Here is an 18,039-nt window from a genome sequence, read left to right on the forward strand (position 1 = left end):
CTTGTTCAGGCAGGCAATACATCACTTTTTTACGGAAATATTACCGGAACTTGCCGGGAGTCTGTCACGCCGTATTAATGACAATTTTCAGATTCTGAATCCTGCATCTTCAAGTTAAGTGGGTATATAATTATAAATAGAATTAATGGTGACATTATAAGTAATCTAGCTAATATCTGTCCCAAAGCATATTCTGAATAATATAATAGTATTGATTTTGGCATTATAATTAGTCTATCTATACTGCCATCTTCAATATGGAATGATAAATTTTCTGGAAATCCGGTAATACTTGTTAATTGAAATATAATAACAGACCATAATATATAAATTATTATCTCATCATGTGTATAGTTAACAAAACCATTTGATTTTGTCATGGTATCCCAAAAAGATAGTTCAACTGCATATAATGTTAAAATTATAAATAAGTAACCAAATATTATATTCTTTGCCCTAATGGTTTCAATAAAAGAAAATTTAATTATCACAGAAAAGTCCCTCTAGATATAGCGCATTCTTTTCTTTCGAGTTATTTTTATTTAGATTTATTTTTGATATTTCACCATCCTTCAAGAAGATAATATCTTTGCAAACATCCGCAATATCTATCATATTATGTGAGGTGATTAGTATTTTACTTTCATTATTTTTGGCATAATCTTTTAATATATTGCGTAATAGAATTTGTGATTCTATATCTAATCCGATTGTTGGTTCATCCAATATCAGTAATTTTGGCCTATTAAGAAAGTGTATTAATAAGTTAGATTTCACAGATTGACCTAAAGAACACGTTTTTGCTGGTTTTTTTGCTATACTTCTAAGGTTCAACATTTCTATCATATTCTCAATACTATTCTTATCATAATTACGTTTATATATCTTAGAAAAAAGCTCAATATTTTCATAGAGAGATAACTCCTCCCAAAGCATTGATTTATTGCCAAAAACGATACCAAGATTAGATAAAAGATTAAGAGGTCTGCCACTTGAATTAATACCAAAAACGGTAATGCTTCCAGAGTTTGGAGTTAAAATACCGGAAATTAGTTTAATTAAAGTTGTTTTCCCTGCGCCATTCTTCCCCAGCAATCCTATAATCTTACTATCGTCAAATATTTCAATATTTATATTTTCAAATAAAACCACTTCGACTTCATTTAATGAAAATATATTTTTAAAAATATTTTTTTTAATTTCTCTACTTTTATAACTAAAGCATAAATCAGTGATTTTTATCATTTCAATTCACTATTTTGTAAGTAATATGTCATTATTATTCATGATATATTATTTTGCTTTACTATTTACACCATGAACAATAAATTTTTCTTTATCTATATTAATTATTCCTTTCGCATAATCTTGAACCAAAAATAACTTATCTAATACTTCACTAGTTTCTAAATGCCAACTTAAAATATAGCGACTGTAACTTAATTTATATTAAAATTAATATTTGCTGTCAAATTAGAAAACATGTTTGTTAACAAAAATTCTGAATCACATCACAGAGCGGATTATTTATTAGCGGCTATACTTACTCTTTTATGTAAAAGGTTAAAATCACCGGCCTCAAGATAAAGATAGTTTGTCTTTCACAGTCAAATTACTATGTGGATATTTATACCCAAAAGGGCATAATATTTAAGTTCTGAGCCATTATCAGTGTATCATTTTCTCTGTTCTCTGTTCTCTGTTCTCTGTTCTCTGTTCTCTGTTCTCTGTTCTCTGTTCTCTGTTCTCTGTTCTCTGTTCTCTGTTCTCTGTCGCAGACAAAAGATTTCGCGATAAATTACTATAAATTGGTTATTTTGTTTAGTATATTAAACAAATTTGGGCGAATTTTCGGACTAAAAACCAAAATTTTCGATTTTGAAACCATATACTAAACAGAGAGTCAGCATAATGAACCAGTATATTGATTTTAATTCAACCATTTATCCGTTCCCTCCTAAACCTGCTCTTCTCAGTAAGGATGAAAAAAAACATTGCCGTGAAAAAATTAAACGCCTTCTGAAACAGCAGGATGCTGTTATGGTTGCACATTATTACACCGATCCTGAGATCCAGTCTTTGGCTGAAGAGACAGGAGGGTGTGTTGCCGATTCATTGGAAATGGCGCGTTTTGGTAATAAGCATTCAGCCTCTACTTTATTAGTTGCCGGTGTGCGATTTATGGGAGAAACCGCCAAAATTCTCAACCCTGAGAAGCGTGTTTTAATGCCAACGTTGGAAGCTGAGTGTTCTTTAGATCTTGGTTGCCCTGAAAAAGAGTTCACCCAGTTTTGTGATGACCATCCTGATCGTACCGTGGTGGTTTATGCAAATACATCAGCAGCTGTTAAAGCACGAGCGGATTGGGTTGTGACTTCAAGTATTGCTGTTGAATTGATCGATTATCTGGATAGTCAGGGCAAGAAGATAATTTGGGCGCCCGATCGCCACTTGGGCAATTATGTCCGTAAACAAACAGGAGCCGATATTCTTTGTTGGCAAGGAGCTTGTATTGTTCATGATGAATTTAAAACTCAGGCTTTGATAAGGGTAAAAGGTTTACATCCCGATGCAGCGGTGTTGGTTCATCCTGAATCACCGCAAGCTGTTATTGATCTGGCTGATGCTGTTGGTTCGACCAGTCAATTAATCAAAGCAGCGCAATCTTTGCCGCATCAGAAACTAATTGTGGCAACAGATAAAGGTATCTTTTATAAAATGCAGCAGGCATGTCCTGAGAAGCAGTTATTTGAAGCGCCTACGGCTGGAGAAGGGGCGAGTTGCCGTAGTTGTGCTCATTGCCCGTGGATGGCAATGAATGGCTTACAAGCCATCGTTCAGGGTCTGGAACGGGGAGGGGAGCAGCATGAAATATGGGTTGAAAAGGAGTTGCGGGAAAAGGCATTGATTCCTTTAAATAGGATGCTTGATTTTGCAACTCAGTTAAAATAGAAAATTGAATAATGAGCGTAATATTTTATTGTAGATAATAATAGGATATAACAGATGGATTTTTTCAGTATTAACAACATATTAGTCAATATACCTCTGGGAAAGGGAGGATATGATTTATCGTGGATTGAGGCAGTAGGTACGATTGCGGGTTTGTTATGTATTTGGTTTGCCAGTCAAGAGAAGATAATTAATTATTTGTTTGGACTAATTAATGTCACATTATTTGCTGTGATTTTCTTTCAAATTCAACTTTATGCCAGTTTATTGCTGCAATTATTCTTCTTTGCGGCAAATATTTATGGTTGGTATGCCTGGAGCAGGGTGAATGATCAGCAGCAGATTGAACTTAAAATACGTTGGTTAAGTTTGAATAAGGCGGTAATAATTAGTCTGATTTCTGTGCTATTGATTGCCATTATGACTTTTAATATTGATCGGGTCTTTGGCTATCTGACCCAGATTGCCGTTACGATTATGCAAAAATTTGGCTTTAATGTTCAGATGCCGATGTTGGAGCCGGATGCATTCCCATTCTGGGATTCGACAATGACGGTGCTATCCATTGTGGCAATGGTTCTGATGACCCGCAAATATGTTGAGAACTGGCTGGTGTGGATAGTTATCAATGTGATAAGCGTTGTTATCTATTTCCATCAAGGCGTGCTGGCAATGTCGTTGCAGTATGTGATTCTCTTGGGCATTGCATTTAATGGCTCCCGTTTGTGGATTCAGGCAGCTAAGAAGAACCATTCTTTGCCATTATCTCATATGAAATAGTTTCTTAACTATGCCAGAGAATTGTTTTGTCGATTTCTGGCATATTTTTAGGTATTTACTTTGATAATTCTCATTTCTGAAGATATTTCAACCATAAGAATAGAGTTAACCACATTTGACAATATCTTGCTATGTCTTGAGTTAAGCATTGATTTATTTATTCTCTACAAAGAATATTTACAGTTTGGCTTCTAACAGTTAGATTAAAATCACAAGATTACTTTAATTAAATATACAAAGATGTTGATGAGAGAGGGCTATGAATTATCAGAATGATGATATAAGAATTAAAGAGATAAAAGAATTATTACCTCCTGTGGCACTACTTGAAAAATTTCCAGCAACTGAAAAGGCTGCATTTACAGTACGTAAGGCTCGCAAAACGATTCATCAAATTCTGACGGGTGAAGATGATCGTCTGTTGGTTGTGATTGGGCCATGTTCTATTCATGATCCTAAAGCAGCAATGGAATATGCCGGACGGCTGAATGAATTGCGTGAGGAGCTGAAAGAGGATCTGGAAGTTGTCATGCGAGTTTATTTTGAAAAACCGCGTACAACCATTGGTTGGAAAGGGTTGATTAATGACCCTCATATGAATCACAGTTTTGATATTAATGATGGTTTGCGTTTAGCCCGTCAGTTGTTGCGGGATATTAATGACATGGGGCTACCGGCTGCGGGTGAATATCTGGATATGATTTCTCCACAGTATTTAGCCGATTTGATGAGTTGGGGGGCAATTGGCGCTCGTACAACGGAATCTCAGGTTCATCGTGAGTTGGCTTCTGGTCTTTCCTGCCCGGTTGGTTTTAAAAATGGCACCGATGGTACGATAAAAGTTGCCATTGATGCGATTAATGCGGCAGGTTCCCCCCACAGTTTTCTTTCTGTAACTAAGTGGGGACATTCCGCGATTGTGAATACCAGCGGAAACAATGATTGTCATATTATCCTGCGTGGCGGTAAAGAGCCGAATTATAGTTCTGAACATGTTGCTGCCGTGAAGCAAGACTTGGAAAAAGCAGGTTTGCCGGCAAGGATTATGATTGATTTCAGTCATGCCAATAGTTGTAAACAATTTAAAAAGCAAATGGATGTGTGTTCAGATGTAAGTCGGCAGCTTATCGCTGGGGAGAAAGCGATTATTGGCGTCATGGTAGAAAGTCATTTGGAAGAAGGAAATCAGAACCCAGATAGCGGCTTGCCATTGGTATACGGCAAAAGTATTACTGATGCTTGCATTGGCTGGGCTGACACTGAAATTTTGTTACGTCAATTGTCGTCGGCAATAAAAGCGCGTCGTGGCTGATAACATTTTTCCAATGTGAAAAAACCGGAATCGACAACTCCGGTTTTTTATGTTGGCTGGAAAATATGCTGTCAGCAATTTTTTATAGCAAGAAAATTATTTTGCCTTACCTTGGTTAGCTACCGCAGCGGCTTTTGCTGCGATTTCATCCGCGTTACCCAGATAGTAATGCTTGATTGGTTTCATGTTTTCGTCAAATTCATAAACCAAAGGTACTGCTGTTGGGATATTTAGCTCAAGAATGGCTTCTTCGCTCATATCGTCCAGATATTTAACCAACGCGCGCAAAGAATTACCGTGCGCTGCGATAATCACTCTCTCACCTTGAGCAACACGCGGTTTGATAACTTCTTCCCAGTAAGGGATCACACGTTCAATCGTCGTTGCCAGGCTTTCAGTCACTGGTAACTCTTCTGGTTTCAGATTCGCATAACGTGGATCATGGCCTGGGAAACGTTCATCATCTTTAGTTAAATCTGGTGGGGTGATAGCAAAACCACGACGCCACAGTTTAACCTGATCATCGCCGTATTTAGCTGCGGTTTCTGATTTGTCCAGACCTTGCAGAGCGCCATAATGACGTTCATTCAGTTTCCAGCTTTTTTCAACAGGCAACCACTGTTGATCAACTTGATCCAGAATGTTCCACAGCGTATGGATAGCGCGTTTTAGCACCGAGGTGTAAGCAAAATCAAAAACAAAACCTTCTTCTTTCAACAGTTGCCCTGCTTGTTGAGCTTCGGCGCGACCTTTTTCAGATAACGCGACGTCAGTCCAGCCAGTGAAACGGTTCTCTTTGTTCCACTCGCTTTCGCCATGTCTTACCAGAACCAGTTTAGTGACAGCCATAGCTTAAACTCCTTAAAAATCAAACTTAATGATAACTGAGCACATTATATTGCCCTATGCACCGGAACAGCAATCAATAGTCTTGTTTCAAACTTTATTTGCTTGCAGATTGCTGAATAGGTACCGGACACGTTTATAGTGCGCTCACCAACTTGATTGGGTAAGTAAAGAACAGCAAATGAACCAAATTGAGCGCGAAATGGAACCCAACAGCGACCCACAGACGGCCACTCCACATCCATGCTAGCCCATATATTAATCCTGCAAGTGTAGCAAAAATCATCAATAATGGGCCGCCGACGAAGTGTGCGCCACCAAAAATCAACGCGGTGATGATCAGGGCAAAATAGGGGTTCATCCATTGACTTAACCTCTGTTGGATATAGCCACGGAATAGTGCTTCTTCTGCCAGAGAAACGAAGAAAATATTTGCCAGCATAAACATCGGCAACCATTGTGGCATATGCAGTTCAACCGCTAATCCTCCGAGAGCTGTTGCAATACTCAACAGTACGGGAATCGCTGTAGCTAAGATTATCCATGCATAAGGCTGAATTTTGGTCAATGGCTTTGTTGTAAATAGGCCAGGCATACAGCATAACAACAGGAAAGGAATGAGGGCTTTGTCAAAGTTGAAATACATTGAGAATGAGGCGCTATGAGGACCTATTTGAACTTTATCGAGATATTTCAGGTTATTAAAACCGGGGAGCAGATGCAGGAATAATGCCGCTGCAAAGGCGAGTAATAGCAGTTCAGTTGTTATTTTAATGATGTTATTTTCCTGAAAATAGATACGTAGCGCACCTAACAAAACAATAATCGCAATAGTGGCGATTGCCGGATAAATCATAGTTTGCGTGACGAACCCGGTAATAACCGCGGCTAGTAGAACGATAAGTGCAGTGGTGCGGTGTATAGCTAATAACGCTAGTGATGTAGCAAGCAAACCCCAAATCATATAATTTCCCTTTATTTTTAACAAATTAAAAAACGATCTGAAAAGCAGATCAAAAATTGATGACGGATGTTATTTAGTGATCGAAAAATAATAACGTATATTAACTAAATTGCGATGCTTTTTTCACTAGTTCGGAGGGAAAATCCATCGGTGATAATTATTTTTTTGGCAAAATTTAGCCAAGATTGTTGAGACGCTGAAATCAGCCAACATGATGAAAAATCACTGGCAGGCGTTCATCTGGTGAAAGGGGAGCAGTGGTTCGCCAGTTCGAAAACCGGTCATTGCTGCGGTCACAAAATGGCAGAATTGCTGTTCAATAAGCGCTTCTGGCAATACCCGGTTTGTCATGTCGAACATGGCCGCGATATCAATGCGGCGATCAGCATTCAGCGCAAAGACATTGCCGAATTACAAGCGGCGGGACTCGTCGTCTCTGCCCACGGAGGCCATCGTCAATCCGTCATAAAGACGGTTGCGGCCTGAAAAGTGGGAAGTCTCGCCGCTTGCGGTGGGGAGCGGTCACTGGTTGATTCTTTCTGTTTTATAACGATATATGTCGCCATCAGGAATAAATATCAGCCGATGAGTAATGCATTGCGGCGCATCTTCCTGATGATGAGAAACAAACAGTAGCTGAGTATCGCCGTCAGCAATCATGATATCAATAAAACGTAATATTAACTGACGGTTGAGTGGATCAAGCCCTTGCAGAGGTTCATCAAGAATCAATAAAGCCGGATGTTTAACCAGTGCGCGAGCTATTAGAACCAGCCGTTGTTGTCCCCATGAAAGGCGGTGAAACGGCCCGTTGGCAATCTGAGCAGATAATCCCAGTAAAGCTAGCCATTCATCAGCAAGTTGCTGTTGGCGATCTGATACTGTCTGATAAAGACCGATTGAATCGAAGAAACCAGATAGAATCACATTACGAACACTGATACTGACACGATATTCCAGATGAATGCTGTTGCTGACATAACCAATGTGACGTTTGATATCCCAAATAGTTTCGCCGCTACCGCGTTGGCGGCCGAAAAGGATCAGCTCATTACTGTAGCCTTGAGGATGATCTCCGGTAATCAGACTCAAAAGCGTTGATTTCCCGGCGCCATTTGGACCAATAATCTGCCAATGTTCGCCTGGATTAACTTGCCAATCTAGTCCATGCAAAATGGGTTGATCATTATATTGAACGATACCGTTACGTAAGATAATCAGCGGTTGATCGGGCGGTAGCTGATCATCGACAGGAAATTCATCTGTTTCAGGTAAATGAATACCGTCCAATTTTTCACTATGAGCCAGTTGAGCGACCAGTGAATCTGCCATCACTTTTTCTTTGATGCCAACGGAAGTTAGCTGGCAATCCGCTAGTACGCCAATCTGATCAACAAAATCTGGGATTTCACTGAACCGGTTAAGGATAAGCACTAAAACGATTCCTTTTGATGACAATTTTTCCAGTAATTCAGCGAGTTGACCACGAGCGAATAGATCAAGACCATTAAAAGGTTCATCAAGGATCAGCAAATCAGGCGAAGCCATCAGTGCCTGACAAAGTAATGTTTTGTGGGTTTCACCGGTAGAAAGATATTTAAAACGACGGGAAAGTAAATCCATAATACCGAACTGTTTTGCCAGCTCCAGGCAAAGTTCATTATCTTTATGATAAAGCTGGATAATTTCTGCCGCAGTGCGGCCGGTATCATCTTCATTATCACTGAGCATATCAGTATTATTGCGTTGCCATTCTTCTTCCGTCAGTTTTTGTAATTGTTCTTGCGAGACGCGGGCGCATCTGTGAAATGAGCAATTTCGTTCGCCGGAAAGTAAAACGAGTTCATTTGAAAGCGCACGGGCCAATGATGATTTTCCGCTACCATTAGCACCAATGAAAGCCCAATTTTCGCCAGAGGTTATTTTTAGTGATGATAACTGCAAGGTACGAGTATCACTTAAACGGAAACAGCCTTGCGTTATTTGCAATTCAGACATCTTTTATTCCTTTTTAAGCAACGCGAATATCTTCCCACAAATAAGCGGAATGCCGAAGAATGTCAATATTAACTTTTAATTAACATTTAACATCGGACACTAGGGGATATGTAAGGTATGTAGTGCCATGATATCCCTGAATATTTTGAATTGTTCAGTGATAATAACCCTAATTTTTAACACAGAGTGGCAATAATCACCTGGTCAGCATGAAAAAGTGCAGTGATTTTATCTCCAGGATGTAGTTTCAGGTTATTGACTTCTTGATTGGGCAGAGTAGAACAAAGGATTTCACCGCCATCAAGGGCAATAATAATTTCGGTGTTCTCTTCGCCCATTTCAATGTTACTGATCTGCCCTGTCAGGGCATTGTCGAAATGACCGCTAGAGAACCGCTCTTTAGTGAGTTTCACCCAAGGCGCTTTAATGAGCGCCAATACCTCTTTACCTTTTACCAAGCCAAGACGGTTAGCACTTTGTTCTGTTAATGCCGCGTTCAGTGATGTTTGGCCATCTGCCAGTAAGATGCGGATATGTTGCTGTACCTGATTATGGTCACGGTCAGTAATTGTGCCAAAGAATTGGTTGCGGGCGCTGGTTTGCAGAGAAAAACGGGAAATGGCAGCTAACAGGCTGTCGAGGGGAAGTTGGTCATCTTTTAGCGCATCAAAGGCTTTTTGCTGAATTTGTGTCAGTAGGTCGTAAAGTTGCAATAGACGTTCGCCATAATGGGTAAGATTTGCTCCACCGCCGCCTTTACCACCTGTAGCACGGTTCACCACTATTTCATCTGCTAACTGATTCATTTCGTTAATAGCATCCCAAGCACTTTTATAGCTGATCCTCGCCAGTTTTGCCCCCTGGCTGATAGAGCCGGTTGCTTTAATCTGTTTAAGTAATAATATTCGCCGTGGATCGGCGAATAACCGTTGTTGTAATTTCAGTGTCAATAGAATTTCGGCTTGCATAATAGTTTTTTTCAGGAAATATAATCGTAAATTTTTATTGGCTAACCCAGAAAAACGCACGTTTAGCCGGTTACTGTTGTTTGTCTTTTGTCTAGAATAGTACTAATTATAGCGGTATTACCTGCTATGGTTAAAAATGTGTTATGTTTCTGGTTCATTAAATGAGCCATTGTGTGAGGCTGCCATGTTTGAGTTGATTAGAAGTATGGCTTTTGCCCTGGTCATGGTACCGGTGGTGATGGCTGGAATTTTAGGTTTAATTTATGGTCTTGGGGAACTGTTTAATATCGTTTCCCGTATTGGTCGTTCTGAAAAGTAAAACTAATATTTTTTACACCAGATGCTATTCTGATTACCCGGTGATTTGCCGGGTAATTTGTCTTAATTAATTATAATCAATTCCATTTTATTCATTTGGTTATTCTATTACAGTATTTTAATTCGAATTAAATTAGACAGTAAAAGTTGCTCACAATTTGCCGATTAATATTGGAACACTCTTCCATTTGACGTTATATCTTGTTATACACAACGAACTAATGGGTAAGAAACAGGTGGAAAACAAATGAAAAAGAGTTTTGGCAAACTGCTCGTCGGCGTTGTCGTTTCTTTTGCTTTGACGTGGCAGGTGTGGGCTACTGAAAAAGTCACGTTGTTCGCTGCTGCCTCGTTGACTAATGCACTTGATGATATTGCGGCGCTGTATAAGCGAGAGCAAAAAGGTGAAGTGGCAGCTTCTTATGCTTCATCTTCCACTTTGGCTCGTCAGATTGAGCAAGGTGCGCCGGCAGATATTTTTATTTCTGCTGATCAACAGTGGATGAATTATGTTGCTGAAAAGAAACTGATTATTGATGAAACTCGGTTGACTATGTTGGGAAATCAGCTCGTTTTGATTGCGCCGAAGGTGAGTAGACTCAATAAAGTTGACATTAATAAAGAAACCAAATGGAAATCTTTGTTAGCAGGCGGCCGACTTGCCGTTGGTGATCCCGATCATGTTCCTGTGGGTATTTACGCCAAAGAATCTCTGCAATATTTGGCAGCATGGGAGACGGTGAATCCGCTGCTAGCGCGTACCAGTAATGTGCGCAGTGGTCTGGCGCTGGTGGAACGTGCTGAAGTTCCATTGGGTATTGTTTATGGTTCAGATGCCATTGCGAGTGATAAAGTCAAAGTGGTGGGGATCTTCCCGGAAGAGAGCCACAAACCGATTGAATACCCAATGGCGATAATCAAAGACCATAGTAATCCTGCCGTTCTCGATTTTTATGAATATTTGAAAACCCCTGAAGCCGTTGCAATTTTTAAACGTTACGGTTTTCACCCACTTTAGGAATAGATTTTTTGGTCATGTTGAGTGAATACGAATGGCAAGCCATCATCCTGAGTCTGCAAGTTTCAGGTATGGCGGTATTACTTAGTCTGCCATTTGGGATCTTAATGGCGTGGATTCTTGCTCGTTTCCAGTTTCCCGGTAAATCGTTACTCGACAGTATGATCCATCTGCCGCTGGTGCTGCCGCCAGTGGTAGTGGGTTATTTGCTGTTGATCAGTATGGGACGTCGCGGATTTATCGGTGAATGGTTATATGACTGGTTTGGGATCAGCTTTGCATTTAGTTGGCGTGGGGCTGCACTGGCTTCTGCTATTGTTGCTTTTCCGTTGATGGTCAGGGCGATACGTCTGGCATTGGAAGGTGTTGATCGACGGCTGGAACAGGCCGCTCGTACTTTGGGAGCGAAGCCGTTGAAGGTATTTTTTACTATCACATTGCCGCTCTCTTTGCCTGGGGTTATTGTGGGCACGGTGTTGGCATTTGCCCGTTCGTTGGGTGAATTTGGCGCAACTATCACTTTTGTGTCCAATATTCCAGGCGAAACGCGGACGATCCCTTTGGCAATGTATACCTTGATTGAAACACCTGGAGCAGAAACTGCCGCGGCTCGTTTGTGTATCATTGCCATTATTCTGGCGTTGATATCACTGATGGTTTCTGAATGGTTAACTCGTTGGGGAAGGAGACGTTTGGGAGCAACATGTTAGAGCTGGATTTTGAGCAACAACTTGGCGATCTTCATTTACAGGTCAATACACAACTACCCACTGAGGGGATCACTGCGGTTTTTGGCCTCTCAGGCGCCGGGAAAACTTCCCTGATAAATGTTATTGCCGGTTTGATACGCCCACGGAAAGGGCGGATTGTCCTCAATGATCATGTGCTGGTTGATATTGCAAAAGGTACCTGCTTGCCGCCGGAGCAACGTCGTATAGGCTATGTTTTTCAGGATGCCCGGCTTTTTCCTCATTATCGAGTAAAAGGTAATCTTCAATACGGGATGTCGCCGGAGATGAAGCCGGAATTTGATAGCATTGTTAGTTTGCTAGGGATTGATCGCTTACTATCTCGTTTTCCTCTTACCTTGTCCGGCGGTGAAAAACAGCGGGTTGCTATCGGCCGTGCTTTATTGACGGCGCCGGATCTGCTGTTAATGGATGAACCGTTGGCCTCGCTGGATCTCCCCCGTAAAAGAGAACTATTTCCTTATCTTGAAAAGCTGTCTGAAGAGGTCAACATTCCGATTTTGTATGTCAGCCATAATCTGGATGAGATTCTGCGCCTGGCAGAAAATGTACTCGTCATGGATAACGGAAAAGTCAGGGCAACAGGAAAATTGGAAGAGGTTTGGTCCAGTAGTGCGCTACGCCTTTGGTTACAGAAAGATACCCTTAGCAGTATTCTGAATGTTTCAATGGTTGAACATCATAATCGTTATGAAATGACAGCGGTGGCACTGGCTGATCAGGCTTTATGGTTGCCGAAAATGGATGTTCAACCGGGAACCGATTTGCGTATCAGAATAGATGCTTCAGATGTTTCATTGGTACTGGAACCTCCGCGCGGCAGTAGTATTCGTAATGTTTTAGCGGTGAAAGTGGTTGAATTTTTTGATGATAATGGACACGTTGATGTCAAATTGGTGCTGAGTGGTCACTATTTATGGGCAAGAATCACGCCGTGGGCAAGGGATGAACTTAATTTGCGGTCTGGGCAGTGGCTTTATGCTCAGATAAAAAGTGTTTCTCTTAATCGACAACTGTAGTTTCTGCTATATACCCTATGGATTTCAAGATGCATCGCGACGGCAAAGGAGCGAATCCCCGGGAGCATAGATAACTCTGTTACCGGGGTGAGTGAGTGCAGCCAACAAAGAGGCAACTTGAAAGATGACGGGTATAAATAACAACGGGGAGCTTATCGGAGGGTTCCCCCGGACAGTAATTTTGTCAGATAAGCAATTAAAGAACATATTTGCGAATAACTTCGGCAATACCCGGCTGAGTATTATCCAGCGTCACTAGATCGGCTTGTTCTTTAATAGCATCCTCACTGTTACCCATAGCGACACCGAGTCCGGCGGCTTTCAGCATACTCAGGTCATTAAAGTTATCACCAAAAGCAATAACATCTTTCATCCTCATTCCCTGTGATTCAACCCACTGTTTCAAACGCATACCTTTACTGTTACCTTTCTTGGCAATATCCACTTGATCGAACCATGACCATTCACACGAAAGACCTGTATCACTTTCGATTTGTGCAGTCACTTCCCGCAGTTTTGCTAAATCAGGAGAGCTGGTGGCAAATTTCCAGATAGACTGTACTTCATCAATAGCATGCTGAAAGCTATTAACATGTCGCATAGTTGGGCGTTGAGATTCAGGTAGGGTTTCCGACCATTTCATGGTGCGGACAACTGTGTCATACGGTTCTTCATATAACATAGCGTCATCCACATACATCAGACGGTGAATATCTGTGTTTTTTAAGTGAGCGAGAACTTTTATAGCTTCCTGAGTTGACAGTGGATCTGAGGCTAAGACTTTCTTTTCATGGTAATCATACAGATAAGTACCATTACAGCAGATGGCAGGAGTATCGAGTTGCAAAGCCTGATAAAAAGGGTGGATAGCGACATGATGACGGCCAGTCGCAATCAGCACCTTAATACCAGCTTTACGTGCTTCATTTAGTACAATGAGTGATTCTGGCAGGATATTTTTTTGAGGATCGAGTAGTGTACCATCCAGATCCAGTGCAATGATGCGATATGACATAAATTAGCCTCGTAACTATATATAATGTAAGGATATTACATTGAAACTGAATAAAGCTACACCAATTGTGCGGTGAGTTTAACTGATAAAACCAATTGAGTCGTTACAGCGCAATAAAATGGTAATGGATAATTAAGGAGTGAAGATGAAACAAGTGGTTTATACGGCGAGTCCAAACAGTTGTCAGATTCATGTTTGGAGCCTGAATAATGAAGGTGAGTTATCACTGATTCAGACAGTTGATGTACCGGGGGAAGTACAACCAATGGTGGTTAGCCCGGATCGTAAACATCTTTATGTTGGCATCCGACCACAATTCAGTATTGTCACTTACCAGATTGGTTCTAGTGGGGAACTGGTACAGCGGGGGATTTCATCAATACCAGGTAGCCCGACTCATATTTCTACTGATAAACAAGGTCGCTTTCTGTTCTCTGCCTCCTACAGTTATAACAATCTGAGTGTCAGCCTAATTGACGAACAGGGTATTGTGGGTGAACCTGTGCAGGTTATTGCAGGCTTGCAGGCACCGCATTCAGCTAATATTGACTGGGATAATAAACAACTATTGGTTCCTTGTCTGAAAGAAGATCGTATCCGTATTTTTGAGCTGGCAGAAGAGGGTTATCTGACAGAAAAACGTGCTGAGGAAATGACTACAGCAATGGGGGCTGGCCCTCGTCATGTGGCATTTCATCCAAATCAGCAGGTGATTTACTGTATTAATGAACTGGATTCTACGGTGAATGTTTATCGCAAGTGGGAAAAATACCGGACTGTTCAGACGATTGATTCATTGCCAGCAGATTTAGCGGGTGTTCGTTGGTCTGCGGATATTCATATTACACCGGATGGACGCCATCTTTATACCAGTGAACGGACTTCAAGTTTGATCAGCCATTTTGTTATTTCACAAGATGGTTCTAATTTGACGCTGGCAGGGCACTATGAAACTGAAACTCAGCCGCGTGGTTTTGCTATCGATCACAGTGGAAAATATCTGATTGCATCCGGTCAAAAGTCTGACCATATTTCAGTCTCTTCTATTGATAAATATACCGGTAAATTGACTGAATTGACGCGCTATCCAGTAGGTAAAGGCCCAATGTGGGTAACGGTGCTGGCCTTGTGAATTTGATGAGAGTATTGGATATTAACGGCGATCGTGTGTGCTGGTTAAGGTTTAATCTGGTAGACATTGATGTAAATAACCGATAGTTACCAGCTCAAGTTTGAGCTAATACAACTCCAAATTTTGCAGTTATTCAACCGGACAGATGCAAAAATGGTTTTCTATGTCTGCCCGGTTGCTCTAAATTCATCGACTAAATTTTCTGGTCATTTATGTTGCAAAATTTCTTGCGAAAGTTTTCTACAAGATTTTTGCATTGAAATTGCCATTTTTGTCGGATTTTACATGCAGAAATAAACTTGCAAACAGTTTTTCACTATGATTTGTTGCGCTTATTTATGGTTAGCCACTCTAACGAAGTTAAGTTCGTTCAACATTTTTTGCATTGGGATACTGATTTTTACTCGCTTCTGGGGTAAATCTTACTAGTGTTCCAGTACTATAGTTTTGAATATTATTTTTCATGTCCTTAGAGTTGGCAAAAAATATAGTTTTATCCTTTTGGCTTTTTATCAGGGCATATCGGGTATCGACTATTTTTACTATTTCTCCTATATGAGTAACATCTAATTTATTTTCATCTCCCCATCCTGTTATTATTGGTAGAGATGATAGCCCCGTAGATAATTGTTTATTTTTCCAAAGAGAATGAATACTACATAATTCACTCATTTTGATGTTATTTTCAATAATGGATAACAGTTTTAAATTAGATGGATTGATCCACCTGATAACCTTTAAGCACTTCTCATAACTTTCAACAACCTTATTAATAATATGTTCCATTTGGTATGCATTTTTAGAGCGCCACAGAGGTTCATGATGTGACAACCGATTTTGGATCTTGTTGATTTCTTTTAATTCATTGCCTATACTATTAATAGAAAGAGGGCGCTGAGTTTGTGTATCTAGAGCATATGGAAAAACTAGTCCACGAAGTTCAGGCCATAATGTCAGATATGAATTTCTTTGTATATCGTAACTATTATTTACCATTGATACCCAAAAACCTAGTGTGAGTTTTGCAATATAATTCTCTGGGGTTAATGTTTTCCCATCTTTTTGTAGTTGTCTTGTTGCTGACAAAATGTTCCTATATGCCTCGGCATTATTTTTTTGAGTGAAGACATTAATAAACCAGAGTTTATCAATCTTGTTTTTTTCTACTTGCCATTGTGCTTGGTTAAACGTATTTTCAATTTTTATCTCTTCGTAACGGATATATCCTTGATAAATGGCATTGCGTAGGGAGACTTCGATAATTTGGAGTGCGGGGAAAAAAGCACTGGCAAGTTGTTTGTTCCACAGATAGATGCCTAAGCATTCTTCTTTTGTCATTCCACCTAATACAGGAAGCTGATAGGTAGAAAATCTGTAACTCGATAGTGAATCTATAATTGTTGTTATGGTCATAGTTGTTCATTTCCCTGTAGAGTTGTTTAACTATACCTACATTAAGGCTTGCTTTATATTCTATGTAAAGCTGGTGTTGACATTTTTGCCGATTTTCTGGATAATCTTTACCCAGAGGCAACTCTACTTGTGTAAGCACCCGCCCCTACTCATTGCGAAGGTTGGAGTGTGAAGAAATTTTTCAAAAAGGCTCCTAATTGAGAGCCTTTTTTGATCGAACTGAAACTTAGCTTTATTAAATAAATTCAGAAGAATTTATTTAATAAAGAAAAATTACAAATTAATTGTACCAGAGACAGCCTTTGTCAGGCGTGAAAGTTGCTCTGGTTGAATAATATAAGGCGGCATCAAATAGATCAGCTTGCCAAATGGTCTTATCCAGACGCCTTGAGAAACAAAATGGTGCTGCAACACCGCCATATTCACGGATTGCTTCATCTCCACGACGCCAATTGCACCTAATACCCGAACATCAGCCACTTTTGCATGGTGTTTCAGTGGCATCAACTCACTCTTTAATTGGTTTTCAATTGATTTAATATGTTGTTGCCAAGGGCTGTGTAATAACAGTTTCAAACTGGCTTCTGCCACGGCACAAGCTAATGGATTGCCCATAAACGTTGGGCCATGCATAAAACAGCCTGCTTCACCATTGCTAATTGTTTCGGCCACCTTACGGGTTGTCAGTGTTGCTGATAGTGTCATATAACCACCGGTCAGCGCTTTTCCTACACATAAAATATCCGGCTCAATTTCAGCATGTTCACAAGCAAACAATTTTCCTGTGCGGCCAAAACCGGTGGCAATTTCATCCGCAATTAATAGAATCTGATGCTGATCACAGAGCATTCTGACCTGACGCAGATATTCAGGATGATAAATGCGCATTCCTCCAGCACCCTGTACGATAGGTTCAAGGATCACCGCGGCAATATCACGGGAATGCTGCTCCAGCAAAGTACGAAATGGCATAATATCCCGTTTGTCCCATTGAGAATCAAATCCGCATTGAGGCGATTCGGCAAACAGATGGGGAGGCAGATAGCCTTTGTAGAGGTTATGCATTGAATTGTCGGGATCACAGACCGACATAGCGCCGAATGTGTCACCGTGGTAGCCGTGCCGTAATGTCAAAATACGCTGACGTTTCTCACCTTTTGCTTGCCAATATTGCAACGCCATTTTTAACGCCACTTCCACCGCAACAGAACCTGAATCCGCCAGAAAGACACATTCTAGTGATGGTGAGGAGATTGCGACTAATTGCCTGCAAAGTGCGATTGCAGATGGATGGGTAATTCCACCAAACATGACATGGGACATTTTATCAATCTGAATCTTAGCGGCTTGGTTCAGTACCGGATGGTTATATCCATGAATAGCAGCCCACCAGGAAGACATGCCATCCACCAGCTTACGGCCATCAGCCAACTCTAGTTCCACTCCAGAAGCGCTAACGACAGGGTAAACCGGAAGAGGGTTGGTCATGGAAGTGTAGGGATGCCAAATATGGCGTAGATCAAATTCAATATCGGAAGCAGTCATAAGGCTCAAT

At 40.6% G+C, this 18,039-nt stretch carries 16 protein-coding genes and 2 pseudogenes; 10 read left to right on the forward strand and 8 right to left on the reverse strand.

Features of this window, described 5'->3' with window-relative positions; translation table 11 throughout:
• Positions 1–118 (forward strand): annotated as a pseudogene (locus EAE90_RS20930) (IS630 family transposase); the annotation flags it as partial.
• A 362-nt stretch (positions 119–480) separates the two neighbouring features.
• On the opposite strand, the gene EAE90_RS20935 reads toward EAE90_RS20930, so the two are convergent.
• A complete protein-coding gene (locus EAE90_RS20935) occupies positions 481–1,245 on the reverse strand; it encodes an ATP-binding cassette domain-containing protein (protein ID WP_214055131.1) in 765 nt (254 codons plus the stop codon).
• A 666-nt stretch (positions 1,246–1,911) separates the two neighbouring features.
• Here EAE90_RS20935 and nadA point away from each other — a divergent pair.
• The 3 genes from nadA to aroG all read left to right on the forward strand — a co-directional run bounded on the left by nadA (position 1,912) and on the right by aroG (position 5,044).
• Complete coding sequence (gene nadA, locus EAE90_RS20940; RefSeq protein WP_214055132.1) at positions 1,912–2,952, forward strand: quinolinate synthase NadA; 1,041 nt, start codon at positions 1,912–1,914, stop codon at positions 2,950–2,952.
• Positions 2,953–3,006: 54 nt separating this feature from the next.
• Positions 3,007–3,732: a nicotinamide riboside transporter PnuC gene (gene pnuC, locus EAE90_RS20945; RefSeq protein WP_214055133.1), complete on the forward strand. Its 726-nt coding sequence runs from the start codon at positions 3,007–3,009 to the stop codon at positions 3,730–3,732.
• A gap of 259 nt (positions 3,733–3,991) precedes the next feature.
• Positions 3,992–5,044: a 3-deoxy-7-phosphoheptulonate synthase AroG gene (gene aroG / locus EAE90_RS20950; RefSeq protein WP_214055134.1), complete on the forward strand. Its 1,053-nt coding sequence runs from the start codon at positions 3,992–3,994 to the stop codon at positions 5,042–5,044.
• A 96-nt stretch (positions 5,045–5,140) separates the two neighbouring features.
• Here aroG and gpmA read toward each other — a convergent pair whose 3' ends face one another.
• Both gpmA and EAE90_RS20960 read right to left on the reverse strand, forming a co-directional pair.
• Positions 5,141–5,893 (reverse strand): 2,3-diphosphoglycerate-dependent phosphoglycerate mutase, encoded by a 753-nt coding sequence (gene gpmA / locus EAE90_RS20955; RefSeq protein WP_036812893.1) that lies wholly within the window; start codon positions 5,891–5,893, stop codon positions 5,141–5,143.
• Positions 5,894–6,026: 133 nt separating this feature from the next.
• On the reverse strand, positions 6,027–6,854 hold the full coding sequence (locus tag EAE90_RS20960) for a CPBP family intramembrane glutamic endopeptidase (RefSeq protein ID WP_214055135.1): 828 nt from the start codon (positions 6,852–6,854) through the stop codon (positions 6,027–6,029).
• A 231-nt stretch (positions 6,855–7,085) separates the two neighbouring features.
• Between EAE90_RS20960 and EAE90_RS20965 the strand changes: the two are divergent.
• Positions 7,086–7,340 (forward strand): annotated as a pseudogene (locus EAE90_RS20965) (zinc ribbon domain-containing protein); the annotation flags it as partial.
• 36 nt (positions 7,341–7,376) lie between these two features.
• Here the strand turns inward: EAE90_RS20965 and modF are convergent.
• Positions 7,377–8,852 (reverse strand): molybdate ABC transporter ATP-binding protein ModF, encoded by a 1,476-nt coding sequence (gene modF / locus EAE90_RS20970; protein ID WP_214055136.1) that lies wholly within the window; start codon positions 8,850–8,852, stop codon positions 7,377–7,379.
• A 176-nt stretch (positions 8,853–9,028) separates the two neighbouring features.
• Positions 9,029–9,820 carry a molybdenum-dependent transcriptional regulator gene (modE, locus tag EAE90_RS20975; RefSeq protein ID WP_214055137.1) on the reverse strand — a complete coding sequence of 264 codons (792 nt, stop codon included), beginning with the start codon at positions 9,818–9,820 and terminating at the stop codon, positions 9,029–9,031.
• A 184-nt stretch (positions 9,821–10,004) separates the two neighbouring features.
• Here modE and EAE90_RS20980 point away from each other — a divergent pair, with 184 nt between their 5' ends.
• From EAE90_RS20980 to modC, 4 genes are all read left to right on the forward strand, one after another.
• The gene (locus EAE90_RS20980) at positions 10,005–10,139 is read left to right on the forward strand and encodes an AcrZ family multidrug efflux pump-associated protein (RefSeq protein ID WP_071647086.1); all 135 of its coding nucleotides are present in this window, start codon (positions 10,005–10,007) and stop codon (positions 10,137–10,139) included.
• 246 nt (positions 10,140–10,385) lie between these two features.
• A complete protein-coding gene (modA, locus tag EAE90_RS20985) occupies positions 10,386–11,156 on the forward strand; it encodes a molybdate ABC transporter substrate-binding protein (RefSeq protein ID WP_214055138.1) in 771 nt (256 codons plus the stop codon).
• A gap of 17 nt (positions 11,157–11,173) precedes the next feature.
• Positions 11,174–11,866, forward strand: coding sequence for a molybdate ABC transporter permease subunit (gene modB / locus EAE90_RS20990; protein ID WP_214055139.1), 693 nt, complete (start codon positions 11,174–11,176; stop codon positions 11,864–11,866).
• Entirely contained in the window at positions 11,860–12,924 is a 1,065-nt protein-coding gene (gene modC / locus EAE90_RS20995; protein ID WP_214055140.1) for a molybdenum ABC transporter ATP-binding protein ModC, read from the forward strand. Before modB ends, modC begins: the two co-directional genes overlap by 7 nt.
• Before the next feature lie 196 nt (positions 12,925–13,120).
• On the opposite strand, the gene EAE90_RS21000 is transcribed toward modC, so the two are convergent.
• Positions 13,121–13,939, reverse strand: a complete 819-nt coding sequence (locus EAE90_RS21000) for a pyridoxal phosphatase (protein WP_214055141.1) — start codon at positions 13,937–13,939, stop codon at positions 13,121–13,123.
• A 145-nt stretch (positions 13,940–14,084) separates the two neighbouring features.
• Here EAE90_RS21000 and pgl point away from each other — a divergent pair, with 145 nt between their 5' ends.
• On the forward strand, positions 14,085–15,071 hold the full coding sequence (pgl, locus tag EAE90_RS21005; RefSeq protein WP_214055142.1) for a 6-phosphogluconolactonase: 987 nt from the start codon (positions 14,085–14,087) through the stop codon (positions 15,069–15,071).
• Positions 15,072–15,431: 360 nt separating this feature from the next.
• On the opposite strand, the gene EAE90_RS21010 is transcribed toward pgl, so the two are convergent.
• Together EAE90_RS21010 and bioA are read right to left on the reverse strand one after the other, a co-directional pair.
• On the reverse strand, positions 15,432–16,484 hold the full coding sequence (locus EAE90_RS21010) for an Abi family protein (RefSeq protein ID WP_214055143.1): 1,053 nt from the start codon (positions 16,482–16,484) through the stop codon (positions 15,432–15,434).
• 273 nt (positions 16,485–16,757) lie between these two features.
• Complete coding sequence (gene bioA / locus EAE90_RS21015) at positions 16,758–18,029, reverse strand: adenosylmethionine--8-amino-7-oxononanoate transaminase (protein ID WP_214055144.1); 1,272 nt, start codon at positions 18,027–18,029, stop codon at positions 16,758–16,760.
• Positions 18,030–18,039: the final 10 nt, after the last annotated feature.

It is taken from the genome of Photorhabdus caribbeanensis (assembly GCF_018448885.1).
In the GTDB taxonomy this organism is placed as follows: domain Bacteria; phylum Pseudomonadota; class Gammaproteobacteria; order Enterobacterales; family Enterobacteriaceae; genus Photorhabdus; species Photorhabdus caribbeanensis.

Excerpts from the sequence above, each read along its gene's own strand:
- EAE90_RS20935 (WP_214055131.1), bottom strand. The coding sequence starts at position 1,245 with ATGATAAAAATCACTGATTTATGCTTTAGTTATAAAAGTAGAGAAATT.
- nadA (WP_214055132.1), top strand. The coding sequence starts at position 1,912 with ATGAACCAGTATATTGATTTTAATTCAACCATTTATCCGTTCCCTCCT.
- pnuC (WP_214055133.1), top strand. The coding sequence starts at position 3,007 with ATGGATTTTTTCAGTATTAACAACATATTAGTCAATATACCTCTGGGA.
- aroG (WP_214055134.1), top strand. The coding sequence starts at position 3,992 with ATGAATTATCAGAATGATGATATAAGAATTAAAGAGATAAAAGAATTA.
- gpmA (WP_036812893.1), bottom strand. The coding sequence starts at position 5,893 with ATGGCTGTCACTAAACTGGTTCTGGTAAGACATGGCGAAAGCGAGTGG.
- EAE90_RS20960 (WP_214055135.1), bottom strand. The coding sequence starts at position 6,854 with ATGATTTGGGGTTTGCTTGCTACATCACTAGCGTTATTAGCTATACAC.
- modF (WP_214055136.1), bottom strand. The coding sequence starts at position 8,852 with ATGTCTGAATTGCAAATAACGCAAGGCTGTTTCCGTTTAAGTGATACT.
- modE (WP_214055137.1), bottom strand. The coding sequence starts at position 9,820 with ATGCAAGCCGAAATTCTATTGACACTGAAATTACAACAACGGTTATTC.
- EAE90_RS20980 (WP_071647086.1), top strand. The coding sequence starts at position 10,005 with ATGTTTGAGTTGATTAGAAGTATGGCTTTTGCCCTGGTCATGGTACCG.
- modA (WP_214055138.1), top strand. The coding sequence starts at position 10,386 with ATGAAAAAGAGTTTTGGCAAACTGCTCGTCGGCGTTGTCGTTTCTTTT.
- modB (WP_214055139.1), top strand. The coding sequence starts at position 11,174 with ATGTTGAGTGAATACGAATGGCAAGCCATCATCCTGAGTCTGCAAGTT.
- modC (WP_214055140.1), top strand. The coding sequence starts at position 11,860 with ATGTTAGAGCTGGATTTTGAGCAACAACTTGGCGATCTTCATTTACAG.
- EAE90_RS21000 (WP_214055141.1), bottom strand. The coding sequence starts at position 13,939 with ATGTCATATCGCATCATTGCACTGGATCTGGATGGTACACTACTCGAT.
- pgl (WP_214055142.1), top strand. The coding sequence starts at position 14,085 with ATGAAACAAGTGGTTTATACGGCGAGTCCAAACAGTTGTCAGATTCAT.
- EAE90_RS21010 (WP_214055143.1), bottom strand. The coding sequence starts at position 16,484 with ATGACCATAACAACAATTATAGATTCACTATCGAGTTACAGATTTTCT.
- bioA (WP_214055144.1), bottom strand. The coding sequence starts at position 18,029 with ATGACTGCTTCCGATATTGAATTTGATCTACGCCATATTTGGCATCCC.